The organism is Perlucidibaca sp. (genome assembly GCF_057084925.1).
This window is the reverse complement of record NZ_JBXMRC010000013.1, coordinates 58,650-82,026: the sequence shown is the minus strand read 5'-3', so window position 1 is coordinate 82,026 and position 23,377 is coordinate 58,650. Positions and strand designations below refer to the sequence as shown.

Here is a 23,377-nt window from a genome sequence, read left to right as displayed (position 1 = left end):
GATGAAGTTGCAGCAGCTGCGTTACATCTGGGAAGTATCCCAGCATGAACTGAATGTTTCGCAAACGGCCAATGCCCTGTTCACCTCGCAGCCCGGCATCAGCAAGCAGATTCGCTTACTGGAAGATGAGCTGGGCGTGGAAATTTTCGCCCGCAACGGCAAGCACCTCACGCGCGTCACGCCGGCCGGGCAGGCTATCCTTAAGCTCGCAGGTGAAGTGCTGCGCCAGACTGAGTCTATTCGACAGGTCGCGCTGGAGTTCTCCGACGAAGCCAAAGGCAGCCTGAGCCTGGCCACTACCCACACGCAGGCGCGTTATCGCTTGCCGCCGGTGATTGCCGAGTTCCGTGACAAGTTCCCGGACGTGGCCTTGCACATGCACCAAGGCACGCCACAGCAAATCTCTGAAATGGCGGCCGACGGCACAGTCGATTTCGCCATCGCCACGGAAGCCCTAGAGCACTTTACTGATCTCGTCATGCTGCCAGCGTATCAGTGGAATCGCTCCGTGGTTGTGCCCAAGGGTCATCCACTCACGCAATTGGATAAGCTCACGCTGGAAGCTGTCGCGCAATTCCCTATTGTGACCTATGTGTTCGGCTTTACCGGGCGCTCCAAGTTAGACGAAGCCTTTAGCCAAGCCGGTCTGGCCGCCAACGTCGTGTTTACCGCTACCGATGCCGACGTGATTAAGACCTATGTGCGACTGGGTTTGGGCGTGGGCATTATTGCCAGCATGGCCTTTGAAGCCGAGAAAGATGGAAGTGACCTGGTGGCGCTGGATGCCGGGCATTTGTTCGAGCCCAGCACCACGCACATCGGGTTCCGGCGCGGTACGTTCTTGCGCGGCTTCATGTTCGACTTCATTGAAACTTTTGCCCCGCATTTAACGCGGGGGCTGGTGGAGTCGGTGTTGAATCGCGGCGATGCCCGTGCCGAAGTGGATCATTTGTTCAAGGGTCGGGAGCTGCCGAGTTTTTAACGGCATGGCAGTTTCGGATGCAGTGGAGCTGCTTGAGCAGCCAATTAAGAAGGTGCGCCGTGAACTACACAGGTCAATGTCTGTGCGGAGCCATTACGTATCAGCTCTCTGGCAGTCCCTATTCGGTGGCGCTGTGCCATTGCAAAGACTGCCGCCGGAGTGCGGGAGCGCCCGTCGTCTCTTGGGCGATGTTTCCTGAGTCAGCCCTCGTTGTGCTGAGTGGCCAGCCGAAAACGATTAATTCGTCGGGGGCCACCCTGCGCAGTTTCTGCCCTGAGTGCGGCACGGGCTTGTTTTATCGTAATGCTGAACATCTGCCGGGCATCGTGGATGTGCAGACTGCCACGCTGGATGACCCGGATGCGTTACCGCCCAAGCTGCAAATCCAGGTGGCAGAGCGGCTGCAATGGATGCAGCAGGTTCATGCGCTGCCCGAGGTGGAGAGGTTTCCGCTGACTTAACCGCGAATCTCGAACGAAACCGTCTCCACATTCCCCATATGCAGCCCGCATTCCTTTTTAGTGGCTTCCTCCCACCACCAGCGCCCTTCACGCTCATGCTGGCCGGGCAGCACAGGTCGGGTGCAGGGCTCGCAGCCGATGCTGATGTAGCCCTTTTCATGCAGCGGGTTGTAGGGTACTTCCAGCGCGCGGATGTAGTCCCAGACTTCGCCGGATGACCAGTTCGCCAGCGGATTGAATTTCACTAGCGCGCCATCGTTGCCGGTGAAGCTGGTGTCGAGCTGGATCTGCGGCACGCTGTTGCGCGTGCCAGGGCTCTGGTCCTTGCGCTGGCCGGTCATCCACGCGTTGGTGGTCGACAGCATGCGGCGCAGCGGTTCGACCTTGCGGATGCCGCAGCATTCCTTGTGATCGTCCTCATAAAAGCTGAATAGACCCTTGTCATTGACCAGCTGCTGCACGGCCTCGGCCTGCGGGTACATGGTCTCGATGCGGATGCCGTAGTGCTTGCGCACGGTATCCAGGTAGCGATAGGTCTCGGCGTGCAGGCGGCCGGTATCGAGCGTGAAGACGCGGAAGGGTAGCTTGCTCTTCACCGCCATGTCGACCAGCGCGACATCTTCGGCACCGCTGAACGAGATGGCCAGACCGGGGAAGGTGGTCAGCGCGAATTTGAGCAGGGTTTGCGGGCTCTTGCCGTCGTATTCGGCGGCCCAGGCGGCGACTTGTTCGGCGGTAACTGGCATGGATGGTATCCTTGAAAATGACGGAGCGAGTCAAACTCGACAAGGATGCAAGCATAGCAGAGCACTTATCAGCGTTGCATGCTGGGAGGCTTGCCAGTAACCTTTGCGCAAAATTTGCCGGCACCGCCGCCGGCTCTCTCTGGCTGGCAATGAGGTGTTGCGATGGAATTGGTGTGTCTCGATCTGGAAGGCGTTCTGGTCCCGGAAATCTGGATCAATTTTGCCAAGCGCACGGGCATCAAGGAGCTTGAGGCCACTACGCGTGACATCCCTGATTACGATGTGCTGATGCAGCAGCGCCTACGTATTTTGCGCGAGCACAAGCTCGGTCTGCCGGATATTCAGGCGGTCATCGCCGAGATGGGTCCTTTGCCGGGCGCGCGCGAGTTTCTGGCCTGGGTGCGCGACCATTTCCAGCTCATCATCCTGTCCGATACGTTCTACGAATTCGCACGCCCGCTGATGGAGCAGCTCGATCTGCCAACGCTGTTCTGCCACAAGCTGGAAGTCGCGGAAGATGGCACCATCACCGATTACAAGCTGCGCCAGCCAGATCAGAAGACGATGGCCATTAAGGCCTTCCACTCGCTGAATTATCGCTGCATCGCCGCCGGTGACTCCTATAACGACACGGGCATGCTCAGCGAGGCCGAGCAGGGCATTTTGTTCGATGCACCGGAGAATGTGATTCGTGAGTTCCCGCAGTTCCCAGTCACGCACAACTACGAAGAGCTGAAGGCCGAGATTCGCAAGGCCTCGCTGCGTAAGATTCCGTAAGGGTCAGCGATGAGACGAAAAAAGCGCCACAGGGCGCTTTTTTTATGCGTGCAGCGAGAGGTTCAGCGCTGCTCTAAGGCCCGCATGATGCCACCCATCTTGTTGCCACATTCTTCCCATTCACTTTGCCACTGCGAGTCCAGCGTGATACCGCCGCCGGCCCAAGTGCGCAGCGTGCCATCTTTCAATACCAGTGTGCGGATGGTGATGTTGCTATCGAAATGGCCGCTGGCATCCCAGTAGAACAAGCTGCCGCAATACAAGCCGCGCGGCGTTGGCTCTAAGTCTTCGATGATTTCCATGACACGTTTTTTCGGCGCGCCAGTAATGGAGCCACCGGGGAAGGCATCGCGCAAGACACTGGCGACATTGGCGTCGGCAGCCAGCGTGGCCTCAATGGTCGTAACCAAATGATGCACCTGACCAAAGCTTTCCAGTGCGCAGAGCTGCGGTACTTGCACGCTACCAATCACCGCATGTTTGCTAAGATCGTTGCGCAGCAGATCGGTGATCATGATGTTTTCGGCCATGTCCTTGGCACTGGCCAGCAGCGCGCTGGCCTCGGCGGCATCGGCGATGGCATCGGCCTGACGGCGGCGCGTGCCCTTGATCGGGCGCGTGGTGATGCGCTGCTGGTGGATGCCGAGAAACTGTTCCGGCGAGAGGCAGAGTATCTCGCCCCAGGGCAGACGCCAATAAGCCGCATACGGCGCGAGGGCGAGCGGGCGCAGCGTTGGGTAGGCATCCCAGAGCTCGCCTTCACAGCGCGCTTCATAGGCCTGCGTGTAATTGACCTGATAGCAGTCGCCAGCGCGGATGAAGTCGTGAATGCGGGCAATATCGGCGGCGTAGCGAGGTTGCGAGGTCAGGGCCTGGAATGGTGCAGTGAGCTGCAAAGACTGGCAGGGTGCGGCGGTGGCCGATTGTAGGCGCGCCAACCAATCGGGCCAGGTCTGCGCATTCAGGCTCCAGGCAAAGCAGCGACGCTGCTCATGGTCCCAGACACAGCCCTGATCGTAGTAGGCGAGGATGGCCAGTGGCCAGTCATCGTGGCGCGGGGTCGGCAGGCCGCGCTCACTGGCGCTGGCGTAGCCCAAGCAGCCCATCACACCGTTCACGAAGGGCCAGTCCTGCGTCTGCTCCGCACGCGGCGCTTCGGGGCCACCCCAGTCCTGTAGCGCCTGCATGACGGCAAAGGCATCGGCATCGGCAGTGAGGTTGGTCGCTGGCCAGTGGGCGTGTTGCCAACCGGCCGGAGTTTGCCACGAGTAGGCACGCGGGGCCGCGACCACAATATCCCAGCGACCTGCTGCTTGGCTGTCTAGCAGCAGTGGCCAAGGCAGGTCGCGAACGGCCGAGAGAGCAGTTTCGGGTGAGTCAGTCCAAGCCAACTCATGGAGTTGCATCAGTGGCTTCCAGTGCCCGCGGCGTCGCCTGCAGATGGCGCGCCTTCAACGGGAAGCCAGTAGCCTGCGCTGATGTCCTCGGCGAGCCAGCTCAGCACAGCTTCAGGAAGCTGGGCAAGCGTTGCGGCAACGTGACGTCGGCCCGTCAGTAGCTGCGGGAGGTAAGGCTTGACCGCATCCGGCACGGTGACCACAGCGCCATTGCGCCAGAAGGTTTGGGTTTGGGGTTCCCAGAGCCAGCGCGAGGCCGGGTCGCGCAATAAGTCGATACCTTCGTTGAGGGCAGCGCGGAGATCGGCCAATGTGCAGGGTTCGCCTTCTGGCTCGTAGTCGTCGTATTTGGCTTCGCTGAGGAAGGGCGCGAGTGCAGTCGGGAACAATAGCGGTTGTTGTAGCCAGCTTTGCAAGGTCGTTGCGAGTGTGGTGACATCGCTCAGGCCTAATTCGCTGGGGTGCGAGGGCAGGGCGCGACCCGCATCGCTATAGAGCTGCTCGGTGCCGCGTTCGAGCAGTACCGCATCCACAACTTGTTCCAGAATATGACCCAAGGACGGCGCGCGGAAGCCCACGGAGTAAGTCAGGCATTCGGTTTGTGCCACACCGAAATGACCCAGGCCAGGCGGCACATAAAGCAGGTCGCCTGGACCAAGAATTTCATCAAAGGTGACCGGCATGTCGGCAATGAGGCGAAGCTGAGCATGCTCAAGACGCGGGGTGTCGTCGTTGCACTGCTCGCCTAATTGCCAGCGGCGCTGACCTGGTCCTTGCAACAAAAACACGTCGTACTGGTCGAAGTGTGCGCCCACGGAGCCACCGGGCACGGCGTAAGACACCATCACATCGTCGATGCGCCATTCCGGCACGAAGGCGAAGTGGTCTAAGAGATCGGCGAGCGGCGGCAGGTAGTGGTCAACGGCCTGAACCAGTGCGGTCCATTTGCGTTGGCTGAGCTTGCGCCAGACCGTGGGGTGAAACGGGCCTTCGCGCATTTCCCATGGCTCAGTGCCATCTTCAACGATAACTCGGCTTTCCACATCTTCCGTTTCGGCCAGTTCCAGCAGTTCCTTGGGCTCAAGCAAACGGGCCAGATCCGGAAAGGCGTTACGCACCAGCAGCGGTTTCTTCTGCCAGTAATCGCGGAGGAATTCGCTGGCGCGCAGGCCACCCAGCCAAGGTAATGGGGCGTCGGCTAGGCAATCGGCAACAGCATGGGGTGTGAGCAGCATGGGCTATCCAGAGTCGAGTAATTAGACGCGTTGCGCTTGTGCGACGGCGTTGCCGATGTAGCTGGCGGGCGTTAAGGCGCGCAGTTCGGCTTTGGCCGACTCTGGCATGTCTAGCGTGTCGATAAAAGTCTGCAAACGCTCGCGATCAATGCCCTTGCCACGCGTCAGCGTCTTCAACTTTTCATAGGGTTCATCGATGCCGTAACGACGCATGACCGTCTGAATCGCTTCGCCCAGCACTTCCCAAGATGCATCGAGATCATCCGCCAAACGCTGTTCATTCATTTCCAGCTTGCCGATGCCCTTCAATGCGGCATCGTAGGCGATGGCGCTGTGCGCGAGGCCGACACCGAGGTTGCGCAATACAGTGGAGTCGGTGAGGTCACGCTGCCAGCGCGAGATCGGCAGCTTCTCGGCGAGGTGACCAAGAATGGCATTGGCCAGGCCGAGGTTGCCTTCCGAGTTCTCGAAGTCGATGGGGTTGACCTTGTGCGGCATGGTCGAGGAGCCGACTTCGCCTTCCTTCAGCTTCTGCTTGAAGTAGCCGAGAGAGATATAGCCCCAGACATCGCGGTCGAAATCGATGAGGATGGTGTTGAAGCGACGCACGGCATCGAAGTATTCGGCGATGTAGTCGTGCGGCTCGATCTGCGTGGTATAGGGGTTGAAGGTCAGCCCCAACGAGGTCACGAAGGTCTCGGCATTGGCCTGCCAATCGACATCCGGGTAGGTCACCAGATGCGCGTTGTAGTTCCCGACGGCGCCGTTGATCTTGCCCAGCAGCGGCACGGCCGCGAGCTGTTCGATCTGGCGCTGAAGACGGAAGGCGACATTGGCCATTTCCTTGCCGAGCGTGGTCGGTGAGGCGGTCTGGCCATGAGTGCGTGACAGCATGGAGACATCGGCATAGCGATGAGCGAGAGCACGGATAGCATCGGTGACGGTCTGCATCTGGGCCTGCACCACATCACGACCGGCTTTCAGCATGAGCGCGTGCGAAAGGTTGTTGATGTCTTCCGAGGTGCAGGCGAAGTGGATGAATTCGCTCACGGCAGCCAGCTCCGGCAAGGCCTTTACGCGATCTTTCAGGAAGTATTCCACGGCCTTCACATCATGGTTGGTGACGCGCTCGCTGTTTTTGATCCACTCGGCATCCTCCAACGAGAAATTGCTCACCAGGGCATTTAGAAAGGCCTGAGCCTCGGCGCTAAAGGTCGGCACTTCGGCCACACCGGGCAGGGCGGACAAGCGCTGAAGCCAACGCACTTCAACTTCAACACGGGCGCTGATCAGGCCAAATTCGCTGAAGATAGGACGCAGGGCGTCGACCTTGCCAGCGTAGCGACCATCGACCGGTGACAGGGCGGTCAGCGTGGTGGATTGAGTGAATTGCGCCATAACGGGCTCCGAAGCGGCAAAGGGAAAGAGGGCGTTTTGAGGGCGCGAAGTTTACACCGATTTGGCGATCTCGCGGATTTCCCGAAGGATTTGCCCGCGGGTAAAGATTAAGTGCCAGCGGCGTCCACCGAGGCGACGCCAGAGCCAGGCTGCTCGCACACCGGCCAAGAGAATGGTGCGGATGCGTTCGGCCATGCCCGGTGCCTGCAATTGCTTGGCATCGCCCCGAATTTGCACGCGGAAGCGCAGCTGACCGAGGCTGTCGACGTAGGCGGAGCCGAGCAGGTTGTTCAATTCAGTGCTGCTCATGTCAGGGTTCATGACGCGCTGACGATTGATGTTTTCCAAGCGGGTACGAAGGGTGTTTTGTACACCTTCGTGCTGGCTAAACTGGCCTTCCACCTGAATCACGCCCAGCGCAATGCGAATGATTTCACCCGCATTCTGTATACCGCGCCCTTGCTCCATGAGGCAGCCTTCAAGCCAGCGAAGACCCGGTTTAAGACCTTCGGGATTTGGGTAGATATCGCTGATGTTATCGGTATCCATGACCAACACCGATTGCGTTAAAAAAGCCTCGACTGAGCTGTCTGTGCTGCCTTTGCGGGCCAGCTCATTGGCTAATCCAGCCGCTTGAAAAATGGCTGCAAGGGCTAGGGTTTTATCACGATTCAATTGGCTCATGCCGGAACAGTCTCCTCAATCACGCCGCCGCCTAAGCAGACGTCACCTACATAAAACACCACGGATTGACCCGGCGTGACCGCACGCTGAGTCTCTTGGAAGTCGACACGATAACGCTCGCCGTCGTGCGCCACGGTGCAGGCTTGATCGGGTTGGCGATAGCGCGTCTTGGCGGTGCAGGTCAGCGGGAATGTCGGAGGCTCCCCCGCCACCCAGTCAATCTCACGAGCAAACAGCGAGCGACTCATCATGAGTGAGTGTTCATGACCCTGACCAATCACCAGGACATTACGCGCCACGTCTTTGTGCACGACATACCATGGGGCTTCATCGGCATCTTTCAAGCCGCCAATACCAATGCCCTGGCGCTGCCCTAGGGTGTAATACATCAGCCCTTGGTGCTCGCCAATGACCTCGCCTTTATCGGTCTCGATGGCGCCGGGCTGTGCCGGCAGGTACTGCGCGAGAAAGTCTTTAAAGCGGCGCTCGCCAATAAAACAAATGCCTGTGGAGTCTTTTTTTGCAGCGGTAGCTAAACCGAGTTCTGCGGCAATGCGGCGAACCTCCGGCTTCTCGATCTCGCCCACGGGAAACAGGGTTTTGGCGATCTGGGTGCCGGCAACGGCATGCAGGAAATAGCTTTGGTCTTTATTGACATCCACACCGCGCAAGAGCTGCGCCGGGTTGCCATCACTGCGCCGGGTGTAATGGCCGGTGGCGATGTAGTCGGCTCCGAGCTGCAGGGCATAGTCGAGAAAGGCGCGGAATTTAATTTCTTTATTACAGAGAATGTCAGGGTTTGGGGTGCGACCGGCCTTGTATTCGTCGAGGAAGTGCTCGAATACGCGGTCCCAGTATTCAGCCGCAAAGTTAGCTTGATGCAGCGTAATGCCTAGGCGATCACACACCGCTTGGGCATCGGCCAGGTCTTCCCGTGCGGTGCAGTAATCTGTGCCGTCGTCTTCTTCCCAATTTTTCATGAACAGGCCTTCCACGGCATAGCCTTGCTGCATCAGCAGCCAAGCGGATACAGAGGAATCGACACCGCCGGACATGCCAACAATGACTTTTTGGCCCGAAAGAGGGCGGTCTGTTTTAACGGATGAAGAATCTAAGTTCATGTTGGGCTGGCGCTATGCACGGCAATTCCGGAAACTAGGATGCTTATGTTAACGGATTGCCAGCACCATGACAGCGAAACAGGCACTGACACACCTCGATGAACACGGCGCGGCGCGCATGGTGGATGTGGGCGACAAGCCCGATACCGCTCGCGAGGCCATCGCCAGCGCGCGCGTGCGCATGCAGGTCGCTACACTCGCGATGATTGTGGCGCAGGGGCATCCCAAAGGTGATGTGCTGGCCGTGGCGCGTATTGCCGGCATTCAGGCGGCTAAACGCACATGGGAGCTGATTCCACTCTGTCATCCGCTCATGCTCACGGGCGTGAGTGTGACGCTGGAGGCCGATGAGTCGCTGCCGGGCTTACAGATTCGTTCGCGCTGCAAGGTAAGCGGACCCACCGGGGTGGAAATGGAGGCGCTCACAGCAGCATCGGTGGCGGCACTCACGGTGTATGACATGTGTAAGGCCGTGGATCGCGGCATGGTGGTTGAACAAATTCAGTTAGAAACCAAGTGTGGCGGTGCCAGTGGTCATTGGCAGCGCGATGCCTCTTTAGTCCGTTGATGAGAAGTTGAATCATGGCTCCCCGCATTACTGTTCGATATTTCGCGCGTTTTCGAGAAAAACTGGGTCTGAGCGAGGAGGTGATCGAGCTCAGGCCGGACATGCAGACAGTAAGCACCTTGCGTGCCGACTTGGCCTTGCGCGGCGACACCTGGTCGGCGCTGGTGGGGCCCGAGGCCAGCGCTGTGATGGTGGCGCTGAATCAAAATCTGCTGAATGTGAGCGGTGAAGTAGAGCTGAACGACCACGATGAAGTCGCATTCTTCCCGCCAGTCACCGGAGGCTGAGTGATGACTCAGGAGCCTTGGCGCGTTGAAATAGTCGACAAGACCCTCTCACCCTATTGCCCGGCGGTTGAAGGCTGGCAAGCGCTGGCGGGCGTCGGTGCCACCGTGACGTTTACCGGTCAGGTGCGTCGAGCAAGTGCTTTGGGGGATGTGGACGCCATAGATCTTGAGCATTACCCCGGCATGTCCGAGCGCGTGTTATGGCAACTACTGCGTGATGCCGAGAGCCGATGGCAAATCGTTGCCGGCGAAATTGTGCATCGTATTGGCTATGTGCCAGCGGGTGAAACCATTGTGCGCGTGAGCGTGGCGTCGGCGCATCGGCGTGATGCCTTTGACGCTGCGGCGTATGTGATGGACGCCTTGAAAACCTCGGCACCGTTTTGGAAGCGCGAGTGGTTAAACGGACAGGCGCATTGGGTCGATGCCCCAAACGCGCATTTGCCTAAGCCCCGAGCGTAACTCCCGGCTTCACGCGTCGGCTTAGCCTAAAACGGCGCGAGCCTCGGCGGTAGGAATCTCGCGGCAAGCGCCCACCGCCAAATCGTTTAGCTGCCACGGGCCGATGGCGACGCGAATCAGGCGAAGTGTGGGCAAACCTACGGCGGCGGTCATGCGCCGCACTTGGCGATTACGACCTTCACCCAACACCAAAGCAATCCAGCTCGTGGGAATAGCAGCCCGATGGCGTATGGGCGGCACGCGTTCGCTCACCATGGGCGCTTCTAATCGAGTCGCTTGTAAGGCCACAGCTGGTCCATCATTGAGCATCACACCGGTGCGAAGTGCCAACAGTGCCTCATCTGTCACCACACCTTCGACTTGAGCCCAGTAAGTTTTCGGCAATTTAAAGCGCGGATGCGCGATGCGAGCCTGCCATGGCCCGTGGTTTGTCAGAATCAAGAGGCCTTCCGAATCAAAATCTAAGCGACCGGCCGGATATAGGCCTGAAAAGTGTTTATCTGCGGCGCGTTGCCCAGAATAGAGCACGTCGGCGAGTGTTTGCTTGCCCTCATGCGCACTGAACTGGCACAAAACCTGAAACGGCTTGTTCAGCAACAGCAGTAGTGCAGTTGGCTGTGCATCAGCCAGCTGGGACCGTGGTCTACGATGCCGATTTGAGTGTGCGCGCGTGTCCATGGGATACCTTGGGGGCAACAAAACGGTTGAGTATACTCGTCCGAAACAAGAACGATTTCATCCATCGCATATTGGCGCTACCCGCGCCGCACTTGAGACGGAGTACCTGCAGAATGGGTGACCTGTCCCTGAATGTGCCGAATTAACCCATCATTCTGTCTGCGGAGATGATGCTGCGTTGCTCTGAATTTGGTGATGCGATCATCAACCATACGTAAGTCAACGTTCACGCGCGTGTGAATCTAAAATGGCCCCCTATCGGCAAACGATTGGAGGCTTTTTTCATTTTAGGGGCTTGTCGTTAGAGCAAAGACATCTGTTAAAGTCTTGTCATGCAGACACGAAAGCAAGAAACCATCAGTCTTACCCTCATGAACGATTCCATGCTCTCTACGCATCATCTTTGCAGCTTGAAACAGCCTTATGCGGGGCCGGATACCGGCCAAGGTGCAAGGGATGATAATGACCTGCACGGTCAGGGCATTGCTCTGGTTGAAGTCGTTAAGCCAGAGCTTAAACACCCTCGTCGCTATCAAGTTGTGATTTTAAATGACGATTACACTCCTATGGAGTTTGTTATAGAGGTGTTGCTTCGCTTCTTTGGGCTGAACGCTGATGCAGCGACTCAGTTGATGCTACAAGTTCACCATAACGGCCGTGCCGGCGTGGGTAGTTATTCAAAAGATGTTGCGGAAACCAAGGCGGCCATGGTCGTCGAATATGCACAACAGAACGAACATCCCCTGTTGTGTCAGGCAGAGCCCATGCTTTAAAGCAATGGCAAGGAGTGGCAGGCATGTTAAGTCGTGAACTAGAACTGACCCTCAATTTGGCCTTCCGTGATGCACGCGGCAAGCGCCATGAGTTCATCACCGTTGAGCATCTCATGCTGGCGTTGCTGGATAATGAATCTGCGGTGCAGGCCTTGAAGGCTTGTGGTGCAGATGTTATTTCGCTGCGTCGCGAGCTGCAACAATATGTGGATGAAGCAACGCCCTTGCTGCCGGTGCCTGATGGAGGCCGTGAAACGCAGCCGACTCTAGGTTTTCAGCGCGTATTACAACGTGCGGTCTTCCATGTTCAGTCTTCCGGTAAGCGTGAAGTCAACGGCGCCAATGTGCTCGTCGCGATTTTCTCTGAGCAGGAATCCCAAGCGGTTTATCTGCTCAAGCTGCAAAGCATTAGTCGTTTGGACGTGGTCAACTACCTGTCCCACGGCGGGCAGCCGGAAGAAGACTCCCGCGATGGCGATAGCAGCGATCAGGAGGCAGCGCCAGAAGCTGCGGCCGATAGCGCGCTGGCAAACTACGCCGTCAACCTCAATGAGATGGCGAAAAAGGGCAAGTTAGATCCCTTGGTGGGTCGAGAGCATGAAATTGAGCGCGCTATTCAAGTTCTCTGCCGCCGTCGCAAGAACAATCCCGTGCTCGTGGGTGAGCCGGGCGTTGGCAAGACTGCGATTGCCGAAGGCCTGGCCTGGCTGATCGTGGAAAAGAAAGTGCCGGAAGCCATTGCCGATGCCGTGGTGTATTCCTTGGATATTGGCTCGCTATTGGCGGGCACCAAATATCGCGGTGATTTCGAGAAGCGCTTCAAGGCATTGATCAATGAACTGACCGATCAGCCCGGCGCTGTGCTGTTTATTGACGAAATTCATACCATCATTGGCGCTGGTTCCGCAGGTGGCGGCGTGTTGGATGTGTCCAATATGCTCAAGCCTGCACTCACCAACGGCTCGCTGAAGTGCATGGGCTCTACGACTTACCAGGAATACCGCAATCTGTTTGAGAAAGACGGGGCCTTGTCGCGTCGTTTCCACAAGATTGATGTGTCTGAGCCCACCGTGGATGAAACTTACCGCATTCTGCGCGGCCTCAAGTCGCGCTTCGAAGAGCATCACCATGTTCGCTATGCCGATAAGGCCTTGCAGATGGCCGCGACGCTAGCGGATCGCTACATCAACGAGCGCTTTTTGCCCGATAAAGCTATCGACCTCATTGACGAGGCTGGCGCCTACCAGCGCTTGCTTCCGGTGAGTCGTCGCAAAAAGGTGATTGGCGTTGCCGAAATTGAGGAAATGGTCGCCAAGGTTGCCCGTATTCCGGCGAAATCGGTGTCGTCCAACGATAAAGAAGCGCTACGTAATCTCGAACGCGATCTGAAGATGACGGTGTTTGGTCAGGACGAAGCCATTGATGTTCTGAGTGCCGCAATTAAACTCTCGCGCGCCGGTCTGAAAGCACCAGAGAAGCCCATTGGTAGCTTCCTTTTTGCCGGCCCGACTGGTGTTGGCAAGACCGAGGTTACCAAGCAGTTGGCGCGCACGCTGGGCGTCGAACTGGTGCGCTTCGACATGTCGGAGTACATGGAGCGTCACACCGTATCCCGCTTAATTGGTGCGCCTCCCGGCTATGTTGGTTATGACCAGGGCGGTTTGCTGACAGAAGCGGTGGTGAAAAATCCGCATTGCGTCCTCTTGCTCGATGAAATTGAGAAAGCGCATCCGGAAGTCTTTAACCTGCTCTTGCAGGTAATGGATCACGGCACGCTAACCGATAACAACGGTCGTAAAGCCGACTTCCGCCACGTGGTTTTGGTGATGACTACCAATGCCGGTGCAGAAATGGTGTCTCGCTCCAGCATGGGCTTTACTTTGCAAGATCACAGCACCGACGGCATGGAAGCATTGAAGAAGACCTTCACGCCGGAGTTCCGTAACCGCCTCGATAGCGTGATTCAGTTTGCTTCGCTGCACCCATCGACGATTGTTAGCGTCGTTGATAAGTTCTTGGTGGAGTTGCAGGCTCAGCTCGATGACAAGCATGTGCAGCTAGAGGTGGATGTGGATGCCCGTGCTTGGCTTGCCGAACGTGGTTACGACAAGCTTATGGGGGCTCGTCCGATGGCTCGTTTGATTCAGGAGCAGCTTAAGAAGCCACTCGCTGAAATGATTCTGTTCGGCGCGCTCGCCGACAAAGGCGGCCGTGTGCATGTGTCGGTGAAAAACGATGCCTTGCAGTTGGATGCCGAAGCGGTAGAGCGTCGTGAGCCGGCAAAAATGCACTGACTGACATGACTTGCTGCTTAAAACAAAAACGCCGGCTAAGATGCCGGCGTTTTTGTTTTAAGCAGCGGTTTCCCTGAGACAGGCGCTTTGTTACGAGAGCAACGAAGCAATCGCTTCATTGAACGTGGCGCTAGGGCGCATCACTGCATCAATCTTTTTTGGGTCCGGCAGATAATAGCCGCCGATGTCGGACGATGTTCCCTGCACCTTCGCCAATTCATCGATAATGCGCTGCTCATCGGCTGTCAGTCTGTCGGCTAGCGGCTTGAAGCGAGCGGCGAGTACGGCGTCGTCACGTTGCTCCGCTAGCGCTTGAGCCCAGTACAGGGCGAGATAGAAATGGCTGCCACGATTATCGAGTTGGCCCGTCTTAGGCGAGGGGCCCTTGCTGTTGTCGAGCAGCTTTCCAGTGGCTTCATCCAGCGTACGAGCCAGTACCGTGGCCTTGGCATTGTTGTACTTGAGACCCAAATCCTCTAGGCTCACAGCCAGCGCGAGGAATTCGCCCAGCGAGTCCCAGCGCAGGTGGTTCTCTTCTACCAGCTGCTGCACATGCTTGGGTGCCGAGCCGCCAGCACCCGTTTCATACATGCCGCCACCGGCCATCAGCGGCACGATGGACAGCATCTTAGCCGATGTGCCAAGTTCCATAATGGGGAACAGGTCGGTCAGGTAGTCACGCAGGATGTTGCCAGTGGCGCTAATGGTATCGAGGCCACGGACCACACGTTCCAAGGTGTAGCGCATGGCGCGCACCTGGCTCATGATCTGAATGTCGAGGCCGCTGGTGTCATGCTCCTGCAAATACAGGCGCACCTTCGCGATGAGTTGGGCCTCGTGCGGACGGTAGGAGTCCAGCCAAAACACCGTGGGCATGCCGGAGTTGCGCGCACGCGACACCGCCAGCTTGACCCAGTCGCGGATGGCGGCATCTTTGGTCTGGCACATGCGCCAGATGTCACCAGCTTCCACGTTTTCGCTCATCAGCACCTCGCCGGTGTCCAGGTCGGTAATGTTGGCCACGCCGTCTTCAGATATCTCGAAGGTCTTGTCGTGCGAACCATACTCTTCCGCCTGTTGTGCCATCAGGCCGACGTTGGGGACGGTGCCCATCGTGGTTGGGTCGAAAGCGCCGTGCCATTTGCAGAAGTTGATGATCTCTTGATAGATGCGCGCGAAGGTCGATTCTGGCATCACGGCCTTTACGTCTCTGAGTCGGCCATCGGCACCATACATCTTGCCGCCGTTGCGAATCATGGCCGGCATGGAGGCGTCGACGATCACATCGTTCGGGGAATGAAAGTTGGTGATGCCCTTGGCCGAGTCGACCATGGCCAGCTTGGGCCGATGCTCGTGACAGGCGTGCAGGTCCTGCTTGATTTCGTCCTGGAGGCTCTGTGGCAGGGTGGCGATCTTGTTGTAAAGGTCGACCATGCCGTTGTTCACGTTAACACCCAGTTCGTCGAACAGCTTGCCGTGTTTTTCGAAGGCTTCCTTGTAGAAGATGCGCACACAATGGCCGAAGACGATGGGGTGCGAGACCTTCATCATGGTGGCTTTAACATGCAGCGAGAACATCACGCCAGTTTTGTGCGCGTCCTCGATCTCCTTTTCATAAAAGGCTACCAGCGCCTTCTTGCTCATGAACATGGAGTCGATCACTTCGCGGTCGAGCAGGGCGACCTCAGGCTTGAGCAAGAGGGTCTTGCCACTCTTGGTAATCAGCTCCATCTTCACCCGGCGGGCGCGGTCCAGGGTCATGGATTTTTCGCCATGATAGAAGTCGCCCGCGTGCATGTGCGATACATGAGAGCGCGAGGCTTGGCTCCATTCGGCCATGCTGTGCGGATGCTTGCGGGCGTAGTTCTTCACGGCCGCTGGGGCGCGACGATCGGAGTTGCCTTCGCGCAGGACTGGGTTTACCGAACTGCCGATGCACTTGTTGTAGCGTGCGCGAATATCTCGCTCCGCGTCAGTTTGCGGCGTCTCAGGAAAGTCGGGGATAGGGTAGCCTTTGTCCTGCAGTTCCTTGATGGCGGACTTGAGCTGCGACACCGAGGCGCTGATGTTGGGCAGTTTGATGATGTTGGCTTCCGGCTGCTGCGTGAGCTTGCCCAGGGCATCGAGCGTGTCGGGAACGCGTTGCGACTCGGTCAGGACTTCCGGAAACTGGCCCAGGATGCGGGTCGCCAGCGAGATGTCGCTAGTGACCACATCGATGTCCGCTGATTTTGCAAAAGCCTGCACGATGGGCAGAAGCGATGCCGTGGCTAAGCGCGGTGCTTCATCGGTCAGGGTATAAATGATCGTAGGTTGTTGCGTGCTCATCTCGTCGTCTCGAGGTTGAGGAGGGGAAAAAGTGTCATTGCCTGATACCGTACCACCAACTGAACTACACCTTAATGAAATTTAATCGAAAGTCTGATGAGGCGATGGCCGCCGGCGACAGGCCGTTCATGGTTGCAGTGATTTTCGCTTGATGCCCACGCTAGCCATGATGCGTGTCGATATCTCTTCGATGGAGGCATGGGTTGTTTTGATGAACTGCACCCCTTCACGATTGAAGATGGCTTCAGCCGCGCGCACTTCTTTCTGGCATTGGCTTAGCGAAGAATAGGGGGAGTTTGCTCGCCGTTCATTACGGATGGCGCTCAGGCGTTCAGGGTCAATGGTTAGCCCGAACAGCTTGTTTTTGTATTCGCGCAGCGAGGCCGGCAGGCGCAAGTCGTCAAAGTCATCTTCGGTCAGTGGGTAGTTGGCCACATGCACGCCAAACTGCAGCGCCATATACAGCGAGGTCGGCGTTTTGCCCGAGCGCGACACGCCGACGAGGATAATGTCCGCCTTGTCGTAATGCTTGGTACGAGCGCCGTCATCGTTATCGAGGGCGAAGTTCACGGCATCGATACGGTCGTTGTAGTGCGGATTGTTGGTGATTGAGTGGGATTTGCCGACGGTGTTGTTGGCCTGTGAGCAAAGCTCGGCCTGCAATTTATCCACGAAGGTATCGAAGACATCCATCATGTAGCCGTTAGCTTCAGCAATAACCGCGCGTATTGATTTATCGACGATGGTGTCGATGATGATCGGCCGCACGCCATCGGCTTCTGCAGTGCGATTAATTTCTTGTTGGGCTGTGATCGCTTTTTCTACCGTGTCGATGTAGGGCAGGGTGGTTTCCTCGAAACGAATCTCTTCGAACTGCGAGAGCAGACTGTGCCCTAAAGTTTCGGCGGTGATGCCAGTGCCATCGGAAATAAAGAACACGGAACGTTTCATGCGAGGCCTTCAGGCGCTAGGCGCCAATTATTCATAATAGAAATGATACTAATTTTTTACGTGAATTAAGTGCAGTGTCTGAATGCCCCAAGAAGGCGCCGGAACGCTCACGCTATTTCCCATCGAAAACAGCAAGATACCTTCAGCGTACGGGCATTTGCAATGGGCTAGACAAGGTATTGCAGCTTGGTCGGGTAGATCGCTGGCAGCGAGGCAAACCAGCTGGCTATACAGTAGAATCCAGCAAGGCTTGAAGGCGTGCGATCCACGTCAGCCTCATCCACCACCCCACTCCATACAGGGAGCAGCATCGTGGCAAATCTCGTCATCCCCTTTCAGAAGCTCGGCAAGCACGACGTTGAAATCGTCGGCGGCAAAAACGCCTCCCTTGGCGAAATGATTAGCAACCTCGCCAATGCCGGTGTATCGGTTCCCGGTGGCTTTGCAACCACTGCGCAGGCCTATCGTGACTTCCTCGAGCAAAGTGGCCTGAACAAACGTATCCACGATGTGCTCGATGATCTGAATGTTGAAGATGTGCTGGCGCTGGCGGAAGCTGGGCGCAAGATTCGCCAGTGGGTCGTTGAAACACCGCTGATTCCGGCGCTGGAACAAGCGGTTCGCGCTGAGTTTGACCTGCTCACCGGTGGCAACGAGCAGATGCCGTTGGCCGTTCGCTCCTCTGCCACGGCAGAAGATTTGCCCGATGCCTCGTTCGCTGGTCAGCAAGAAACCTTCTTGAACATTCGCGGCTATGACAATGTGCTGATTGCCATCAAAGAAGTGTTTGCTTCGCTGTTCAATGACCGCGCAATTGCCTACCGTGTTCACCAAGGTTTTGAGCACAAGCTGGTCGCATTGTCGGCCGGTATTCAGCGCATGGTGCGCTCAGAAATTGGTACATCGGGCGTGTTGTTCACACTCGATACCGAATCCGGTTTCCGTGATGTCGTGTTCATCACCTCGTCCTATGGTTTGGGTGAAATGGTGGTGCAGGGCGCGGTTAACCCAGATGAATTTTATGTTCATAAAGGCACGCTGAACGCGGGTCGTCCAGCCGTGTTGCGTCGCAACCTGGGTACCAAGGCGCAGAAGATGATTTACGCCGACAGCGGTGCTGCCGGTCGTTCTACACAAATTGTGCCGGTAGATAAGCTCGAACGCGCCAAGTTCTCGCTGACTGACGCAGAAATTGAAGAGTTGGCCCGTCAGGCTCTGATCATCGAGAAGCACTACGGTGCGCCGATGGACGTGGAATGGGCGAAAGATGGCGACGACGGCAAGCTCTACATCGTGCAGGCGCGTCCGGAAACGGTGAAGAGCCGCCAGAACGCCGGCACTATGGAGCGCTACCTGCTCAAGCAGAAGGGCAAAGTGGTTTGTGAAGGCCGTTCGATCGGTCAGCGCATCGGCTCCGGTGTGGTCCGCGTGGTGCGTTCGATCAAGGAAATGGAAAAAGTGCAGCCGGGCGATGTGCTCGTCTCCGACATGACTGACCCGGACTGGGAACCGGTCATGAAGCGCGCCAGCGCCATCATTACCAATCGTGGCGGTCGTACCTGTCACGCCGCCATCATCGCGCGTGAACTCGGCGTGCCGGCCATCGTCGGCTGCGGCAATGCCACCGATGTGCTGAAGGATGGCATGGAGGTTACGGCATCGTGTGCCGAGGGCGACACCGGTTTCATCTACGAAGGCCTGCTCGATTTCGAGGTTCAGAAGAACACCATCGACGCCATGCCGAAGCTGCCGTTCAAGATCATGATGAACGTGGGCAACCCGGATCGCGCCTTTGATTTCGCGACACTGCCAAACGAAGGCATTGGTCTGGCGCGTCTGGAGTTCATCATCAACCGCATGATTGGTGTGCACCCGAAGGCGCTGCTGAACTACGACACGCTGCCGCGCGACATCAAGCAGTCGGTTGATCAGCGTTGTGCGGGTTATGCCTCGCCGGTGGATTTCTACGTTGAGAAACTCACCGAAGGCATTGCCACGCTGGCGGCGGCGTTCTATCCGAAGAAAGTCATTGTGCGCATGTCCGACTTTAAGTCTAACGAATACGCCAACCTGATCGGCGGCAAGCTCTATGAGCCGGAAGAAGAAAACCCGATGTTGGGTTTCCGTGGCGCCAGCCGTTACGTCTCGGATAATTTCCGCGATTGTTTCGATCTGGAAGTGCGTGCGCTGAAGAAGGTTCGTGATGTGATGGGCCTGACTAACGTCGAGATCATGATTCCATTCGTGCGCACCACCGGTGAAGCCAAGCGCGTCATCGAGCTGCTGGCTGAGAAGGGTCTGAAGCGCGGTGAAAACGGTCTGCGCATTATCATGATGTGTGAGCTGCCGACCAACGCCTTGTTGGCGGAAGAGTTCCTTGAACACTTCGACGGCTTCTCCATCGGCTCCAACGATCTGACGCAGCTGACTCTGGGTCTGGATCGCGACTCTGGGATTGTCTCCCACCTGTTCGATGAGCGTGATCCGGCGGTGAAGTTCCTGCTCTCGCGCGCCATTCAGGCTTGTCGCAAGGCTGGCAAGTACATCGGTATCTGCGGTCAGGGCCCATCGGACCACCCGGATCTGGCCAAGTGGTTGATGGAAGAGGGCATTGATTCAGTCTCCTTGAACCCAGACTCCGTATTGGAAACGTGGTTCTTCCTAGCGGCTAACCACGGTAAGTAAGCTGAGTTGATGCATTGTGGAAAGGCGGGGAAACCCGCCTTTCTGCTATCTGAACTGAAGTGATTTTGTTTGAGGCAAAGGCAATATGGCGTTTCATGCCCTTGAAAAACTCATGTTTTTAGAAGATGGCTATCGTCGAGAGTTCATCGTCGATGGCATTCCGCTGTTACTCATTCAAGAGGATGGTCAGCGCTATCTGATTCGCAATCAATGCCCGCATCGCGGGGCGGCGTTAACCGAAGGTGCGATCACGGCTGGCGTCATTCGTTGCCCGAATCATGGCTGGTCGTTTAATTTGTCGGATGGCCAGTGCCGCCTGCCGGCCCCGGGACCCTGTTTGACGCAATATAGCTTGGTGTACGAAGGTAATCAGATTGGTGTAGTGCTTTAATTCGCCGCGAGAGAGCCGCCATAAAGACGTGTATAGCGTCCGGTTACGCGCTCCACGTAGTCTTGCGTCTCCGTAAACGGAGGAATGCCACCGTATTTATCCACGTTACCTTCGCCCGCGTTATAAGCGGCTAATGCCAGCGATAAGTCCCCGTATCGCTTCAGCAGATAACGCAGATGTTTGGCACCGGCATTGATGTTTTGCGCGGGATCCCAGGCATCGGTGACATGGTAGCGTTTGGCGGTTGCCGGCATGAGTTGCATCAAGCCTTGCGCACCAGGGCCTGAGCGAGCCTTGGGGTCAAAACCGGACTCGGTATGAATCACGGCTTTAATCAAGCCAAAATCTAAATCGTATTGTTGAGCTGCTAATCGAATGCTGTCATCGAACGCATTACGATTTTTGCTGGCGCTGGCTTTAACGGCCATCTCCGTTTTACCCCAATTGCGGTAGCTGTGCACATTTGTGTCTGGGTACCACGTCACTTTGACCAGACGCCGGTATTGCTGACGGTCTTGGCGCAACGGTTTGCGTTGCTTATCCACTTGATTGGTGAGCAGCACATTGCCATCGGCATCTTGGAAACGATACAGCTGGCCCGCACTCAAGCCACCGGCGGCGAGCAAAAGCAAAGATAAGCTGCTGGCAAACAAATAACGCTTCATGACGCACACTCTTGAATAGGCATGAATTGTCGCACTCGACCTGCGCAGGGTAAAGTTGCCCTTTTAGTGATTCGCTTGGGAGAGCCACCATGTCTTTTGTGACCTGTGATTTGTGTGATGAGTTTCCAGAGGCTGTTCGTGTCTGCGAGCCCATGTTTGCCAACTACGGTGGCCTCAATGCCTTTGGTGGTGCCATTGTCACGGTCAAATGCCATGAGGATAACTCGCGCGTCAAAGAGTTATTAGCTACACCCGGCGAAGGTCGTGTGCTGGTGGTGGATGGTGGCGGTTCTTTGCGTTGTGCATTACTGGGCGATTTGATTGGGGCGAGTGCCGTTAAGCAGGGTTGGGCGGGCGTGATTGTGTACGGCTGCGTGCGGGATGTGGATGCGCTCGCCGAGCTGGATATTGGCATTCAAGCCATTGCCGCCATCCCGTTAAAGAGCGTGCGTAAAGGTGTGGGCGAGGTAGGGTTGCCCGTGACCTTTGCCGGTGTCACGTTTACGCCCGGAGAGTACGTCTATGCCGACAACAACGGCATCATCGTATCGGCACAGAAACTGATCTAATTACATCCAGCCCGCTTGCTTCAGTGTTTTATGGAGCTTTAAGCAGGCGAGTGCCGTTATAGCCAATACCGTCGGGTAAGCATATTTAAATTGCAGCTCGGGCATGTGCTCAAAGTTCATGCCGTAAATACTGGTAATCAGGGTGGGTAGCGCTAATAGGGCCGCCCATCCGGCCAGTCGTTTCACCACTTCGTTTTGCTTCACGGTCACCAAGGACAAGTTGACCTGAATCGCGGCCGTCAGCAGCTCATTTAGGGCATCAATGGCCTCGTTGATGCGCGTGCAGTGATCGGCGATATCGCGGAAATAGGGCTGGATAGCGGGGTGAATAAAATCATCTTGGCCATGGCTCAGATCTTGTGCAATGTCCTGCAGTGGTGCCGAAGCAAGGCGCAAGGTAATGAGCTCGCGCTTCAGCTCATACAAACGCTTGATGGTGCCGCGTTTGTACTGCGGTTGGAAAATATCTTGCTCCAGTTTATGCAAGGTTTGCTTAAAGTCATCGACGATGGGCGCGTAGTTATCCACGATAAAATCGAGAATGGCATAGAGCGGATAGCTTGGGCCGAGCCCTAACTGGCGCGGCCTCGCCTCCACACGCTGACGCATGGTGGCGTAAGTGTGTGACGGCCCATGACGAATGCTGATGAGAAAGCGATCGCTAATAAACAGATGAGTCTCGCCAAAAACAATGCAGCTGCCATTACGCTCGGCGGTATGGGTCACAATAAATCGCGTGTCGCCATAGGTTTCAATTTTTGGGCGTTGATGAGCGCATAAGGCATCTTCAACGGCCAGCTCATGCAGGCCGAATTGATCTTGTAAGGTATTGACCATGGCCGCATCGGGCTCATGCAAACCGATCCACAAAAAGGATTCCGGATGCGCCAAAAGAAAGGCCTTGGTGTCTGATAGTTCGACTTTAGCAATGCGATGACCTTCTCGGTCATAGGCGATGGAGTTAATGATGGCGCCAGACATACTAAGTTCCTAAAAGGCCGCAGCAATTCATTGAGCATGCCACGACTGGTCGCAATCGGGTTGACGGCTGGTCAGAATTATTAGGCGGCAAAAGAAATTGCCCAAAAACGAAAAGCCCTTAACCCGTGCGTCTTGGCAACCCTCAGGATGTACCGACGTTGTTAAGCCAGTGTCTAGTGAAATGGGCTCTCTAGGCCATGTATCTATTTCCAGCCCTGCTGCCAGTTCTCAATACTTTTTAGATCTTGCCATTTAATCGGCATTGAGCGCTTTGTCAGAACGGCCTCGATCAAGCATGAGGTCACAACGCCTTCTTCATCGAATTCGACCTCAGTGACCATGAAATGCTTCTCTCTTGCTTGCGGCCTCTGTGCAGTCCACTTGCTGTGCAGTAGTTTTCGGGGATTAATTTTGTTCATAACACCTCTGATGAGTGAACTCAGTATTAGCAGCGTGATGCCGCAAATACATCGGGATCACTGCGCGGCGAGTCGGAGCAAGACCAGACCAGCGATACCGATGTGTGCCAGTGTGATGAGTACCGATAGCATGTGCAGTATCTGGAAGCGTCGGCTCTTTCCTGAATCAGCAGCGTTGTTGATGGCGGGCATCAGGATCTGACGTGTGGGGAAGGTGGTTAGCGCGATCAGAGCCAAGGCCAGTGTGCTCGGAGCATCCAGCATCCAAGTCAGTAAGGCAGCGAGCGTGGCGGCGAGGATGACGAAAGCGTAGAAGGGCGGAAATGCGGCGCGAATCAGCAGGCGCGCCTCCACCGGTGGCAGAGCTTTAAGGGCGAAGGCCGCAAAGCCGCCGGCAAAGAGCAGCATGCCGCCGAAGAGCAGCGCGGTTGCTAGCAGGGCGGCGATAAGTAGGGTGTGGTTTAGCATGACGGACTCCCGAGAAATGTCACATCAAACTACCGTATCGGGTAATGCCTCACACCT

At 56.6% G+C, this 23,377-nt stretch carries 24 protein-coding genes; 11 read left to right on the top strand and 13 right to left on the bottom strand.

From position 1 onward, the window contains the following. The first annotated feature begins 1 nt into the window (after position 1). Positions 2-982, top strand: a complete 981-nt coding sequence (cysB, locus tag AC14IB_RS04445) for an HTH-type transcriptional regulator CysB (RefSeq protein WP_484230744.1) — start codon at positions 2-4, stop codon at positions 980-982. Between the two features lie 59 nt (positions 983-1,041). Continuing rightward, positions 1,042-1,443: a GFA family protein gene (locus AC14IB_RS04440; RefSeq protein ID WP_484230743.1), complete on the top strand. Its 402-nt coding sequence runs from the start codon at positions 1,042-1,044 to the stop codon at positions 1,441-1,443. Here the strand turns inward: AC14IB_RS04440 and AC14IB_RS04435 are convergent. Continuing rightward, positions 1,440-2,189, bottom strand: coding sequence for a phosphoadenylyl-sulfate reductase (locus AC14IB_RS04435; protein WP_484230742.1), 750 nt, complete (start codon positions 2,187-2,189; stop codon positions 1,440-1,442). The genes AC14IB_RS04440 and AC14IB_RS04435 overlap by 4 nt on opposite strands. 162 nt (positions 2,190-2,351) lie before the next feature. On the opposite strand from AC14IB_RS04435, the gene thrH reads away from it, so the two are divergent. Continuing rightward, positions 2,352-2,966, top strand: coding sequence for a bifunctional phosphoserine phosphatase/homoserine phosphotransferase ThrH (gene thrH / locus AC14IB_RS04430; protein ID WP_484230741.1), 615 nt, complete (start codon positions 2,352-2,354; stop codon positions 2,964-2,966). Positions 2,967-3,028: 62 nt separating this feature from the next. Here the strand turns inward: thrH and pabB are convergent, their stop codons facing one another. The 5 genes from pabB to mnmA are packed head-to-tail and all read right to left on the bottom strand — an operon-like array spanning position 3,029 to position 8,801. Further along, positions 3,029-4,372, bottom strand: a complete 1,344-nt coding sequence (gene pabB / locus AC14IB_RS04425) for an aminodeoxychorismate synthase component I (RefSeq protein ID WP_484230740.1) — start codon at positions 4,370-4,372, stop codon at positions 3,029-3,031. Further along, complete coding sequence (locus tag AC14IB_RS04420; protein WP_484230739.1) at positions 4,372-5,598, bottom strand: JmjC domain-containing protein; 1,227 nt, start codon at positions 5,596-5,598, stop codon at positions 4,372-4,374. Before AC14IB_RS04420 ends, pabB begins: the two co-directional genes overlap by 1 nt. Before the next feature lie 21 nt (positions 5,599-5,619). Beyond that, positions 5,620-6,996, bottom strand: coding sequence for an adenylosuccinate lyase (gene purB, locus AC14IB_RS04415; protein WP_484230738.1), 1,377 nt, complete (start codon positions 6,994-6,996; stop codon positions 5,620-5,622). A 51-nt stretch (positions 6,997-7,047) separates the two neighbouring features. Continuing rightward, the gene (locus AC14IB_RS04410) at positions 7,048-7,680 is read right to left on the bottom strand and encodes a lysogenization protein HflD (RefSeq protein ID WP_484230737.1); all 633 of its coding nucleotides are present in this window, start codon (positions 7,678-7,680) and stop codon (positions 7,048-7,050) included. Further along, positions 7,677-8,801 carry a tRNA 2-thiouridine(34) synthase MnmA gene (gene mnmA / locus AC14IB_RS04405; RefSeq protein ID WP_484230736.1) on the bottom strand — a complete coding sequence of 375 codons (1,125 nt, stop codon included), beginning with the start codon at positions 8,799-8,801 and terminating at the stop codon, positions 7,677-7,679. Before mnmA ends, AC14IB_RS04410 begins: the two co-directional genes overlap by 4 nt. A 67-nt stretch (positions 8,802-8,868) precedes the next feature. Between mnmA and moaC the strand changes: the two genes are divergently transcribed. From moaC to AC14IB_RS04390, 3 genes are read left to right on the top strand one after another with little or no spacing between them, the layout of a single operon-like run. Further along, a complete protein-coding gene (moaC, locus tag AC14IB_RS04400; RefSeq protein ID WP_484230735.1) occupies positions 8,869-9,369 on the top strand; it encodes a cyclic pyranopterin monophosphate synthase MoaC in 501 nt (166 codons plus the stop codon). A 14-nt stretch (positions 9,370-9,383) separates the two neighbouring features. Beyond that, on the top strand, positions 9,384-9,656 hold the full coding sequence (gene moaD, locus AC14IB_RS04395; protein WP_484230734.1) for a molybdopterin converting factor subunit 1: 273 nt from the start codon (positions 9,384-9,386) through the stop codon (positions 9,654-9,656). Between the two features lie 3 nt (positions 9,657-9,659). Then, a complete protein-coding gene (locus AC14IB_RS04390) occupies positions 9,660-10,118 on the top strand; it encodes a molybdenum cofactor biosynthesis protein MoaE (protein WP_484230733.1) in 459 nt (152 codons plus the stop codon). A 21-nt stretch (positions 10,119-10,139) separates the two neighbouring features. Here the strand turns inward: AC14IB_RS04390 and AC14IB_RS04385 are convergent, their stop codons facing one another. Beyond that, positions 10,140-10,748: a pseudouridine synthase gene (locus AC14IB_RS04385; RefSeq protein WP_484230797.1), complete on the bottom strand. Its 609-nt coding sequence runs from the start codon at positions 10,746-10,748 to the stop codon at positions 10,140-10,142. A 419-nt stretch (positions 10,749-11,167) separates the two neighbouring features. On the opposite strand from AC14IB_RS04385, the gene clpS reads away from it, so the two are divergent. Together clpS and clpA are read left to right on the top strand one after the other, a co-directional pair. Beyond that, positions 11,168-11,569, top strand: a complete 402-nt coding sequence (gene clpS / locus AC14IB_RS04380; RefSeq protein WP_484230732.1) for an ATP-dependent Clp protease adapter ClpS — start codon at positions 11,168-11,170, stop codon at positions 11,567-11,569. Between the two features lie 23 nt (positions 11,570-11,592). Continuing rightward, a complete protein-coding gene (gene clpA, locus AC14IB_RS04375) occupies positions 11,593-13,863 on the top strand; it encodes an ATP-dependent Clp protease ATP-binding subunit ClpA (RefSeq protein WP_484230731.1) in 2,271 nt (756 codons plus the stop codon). Positions 13,864-13,953: 90 nt separating this feature from the next. On the opposite strand, the gene AC14IB_RS04370 is transcribed toward clpA, so the two are convergent. Together AC14IB_RS04370 and ppsR are read right to left on the bottom strand one after the other, a co-directional pair. Continuing rightward, entirely contained in the window at positions 13,954-16,191 is a 2,238-nt protein-coding gene (locus AC14IB_RS04370) for an NADP-dependent isocitrate dehydrogenase (protein ID WP_484230730.1), read from the bottom strand. A 126-nt stretch (positions 16,192-16,317) separates the two neighbouring features. Then, positions 16,318-17,142 (bottom strand): posphoenolpyruvate synthetase regulatory kinase/phosphorylase PpsR, encoded by an 825-nt coding sequence (ppsR, locus tag AC14IB_RS04365; RefSeq protein ID WP_484230729.1) that lies wholly within the window; start codon positions 17,140-17,142, stop codon positions 16,318-16,320. A 312-nt stretch (positions 17,143-17,454) separates the two neighbouring features. On the opposite strand from ppsR, the gene ppsA reads away from it, so the two are divergent. After that, positions 17,455-19,827 carry a phosphoenolpyruvate synthase gene (gene ppsA / locus AC14IB_RS04360; RefSeq protein WP_484230728.1) on the top strand — a complete coding sequence of 791 codons (2,373 nt, stop codon included), beginning with the start codon at positions 17,455-17,457 and terminating at the stop codon, positions 19,825-19,827. Positions 19,828-19,939: 112 nt separating this feature from the next. Next, entirely contained in the window at positions 19,940-20,218 is a 279-nt protein-coding gene (locus AC14IB_RS04355) for a Rieske (2Fe-2S) protein (RefSeq protein WP_484230727.1), read from the top strand. On the opposite strand, the gene AC14IB_RS04350 is transcribed toward AC14IB_RS04355, so the two are convergent. Then, positions 20,215-20,883 (bottom strand): lytic transglycosylase domain-containing protein, encoded by a 669-nt coding sequence (locus tag AC14IB_RS04350; protein ID WP_484230726.1) that lies wholly within the window; start codon positions 20,881-20,883, stop codon positions 20,215-20,217. The genes AC14IB_RS04355 and AC14IB_RS04350 overlap by 4 nt on opposite strands. A gap of 89 nt (positions 20,884-20,972) precedes the next feature. On the opposite strand from AC14IB_RS04350, the gene rraA reads away from it, so the two are divergent. Then, positions 20,973-21,452, top strand: a complete 480-nt coding sequence (rraA, locus tag AC14IB_RS04345) for a ribonuclease E activity regulator RraA (RefSeq protein ID WP_068859665.1) — start codon at positions 20,973-20,975, stop codon at positions 21,450-21,452. Here the strand turns inward: rraA and AC14IB_RS04340 are convergent, their stop codons facing one another. From AC14IB_RS04340 to AC14IB_RS04330, 3 genes are all read right to left on the bottom strand, one after another. Next, positions 21,453-22,433, bottom strand: coding sequence for a magnesium and cobalt transport protein CorA (locus AC14IB_RS04340; protein ID WP_484230725.1), 981 nt, complete (start codon positions 22,431-22,433; stop codon positions 21,453-21,455). A 203-nt stretch (positions 22,434-22,636) separates the two neighbouring features. Continuing rightward, on the bottom strand, positions 22,637-22,852 hold the full coding sequence (locus AC14IB_RS04335; protein ID WP_484230724.1) for a TIGR02450 family Trp-rich protein: 216 nt from the start codon (positions 22,850-22,852) through the stop codon (positions 22,637-22,639). Positions 22,853-22,909: 57 nt separating this feature from the next. Then, positions 22,910-23,320, bottom strand: a complete 411-nt coding sequence (locus AC14IB_RS04330; protein WP_484230723.1) for a DUF4149 domain-containing protein — start codon at positions 23,318-23,320, stop codon at positions 22,910-22,912. Positions 23,321-23,377 lie beyond the last annotated feature (57 nt).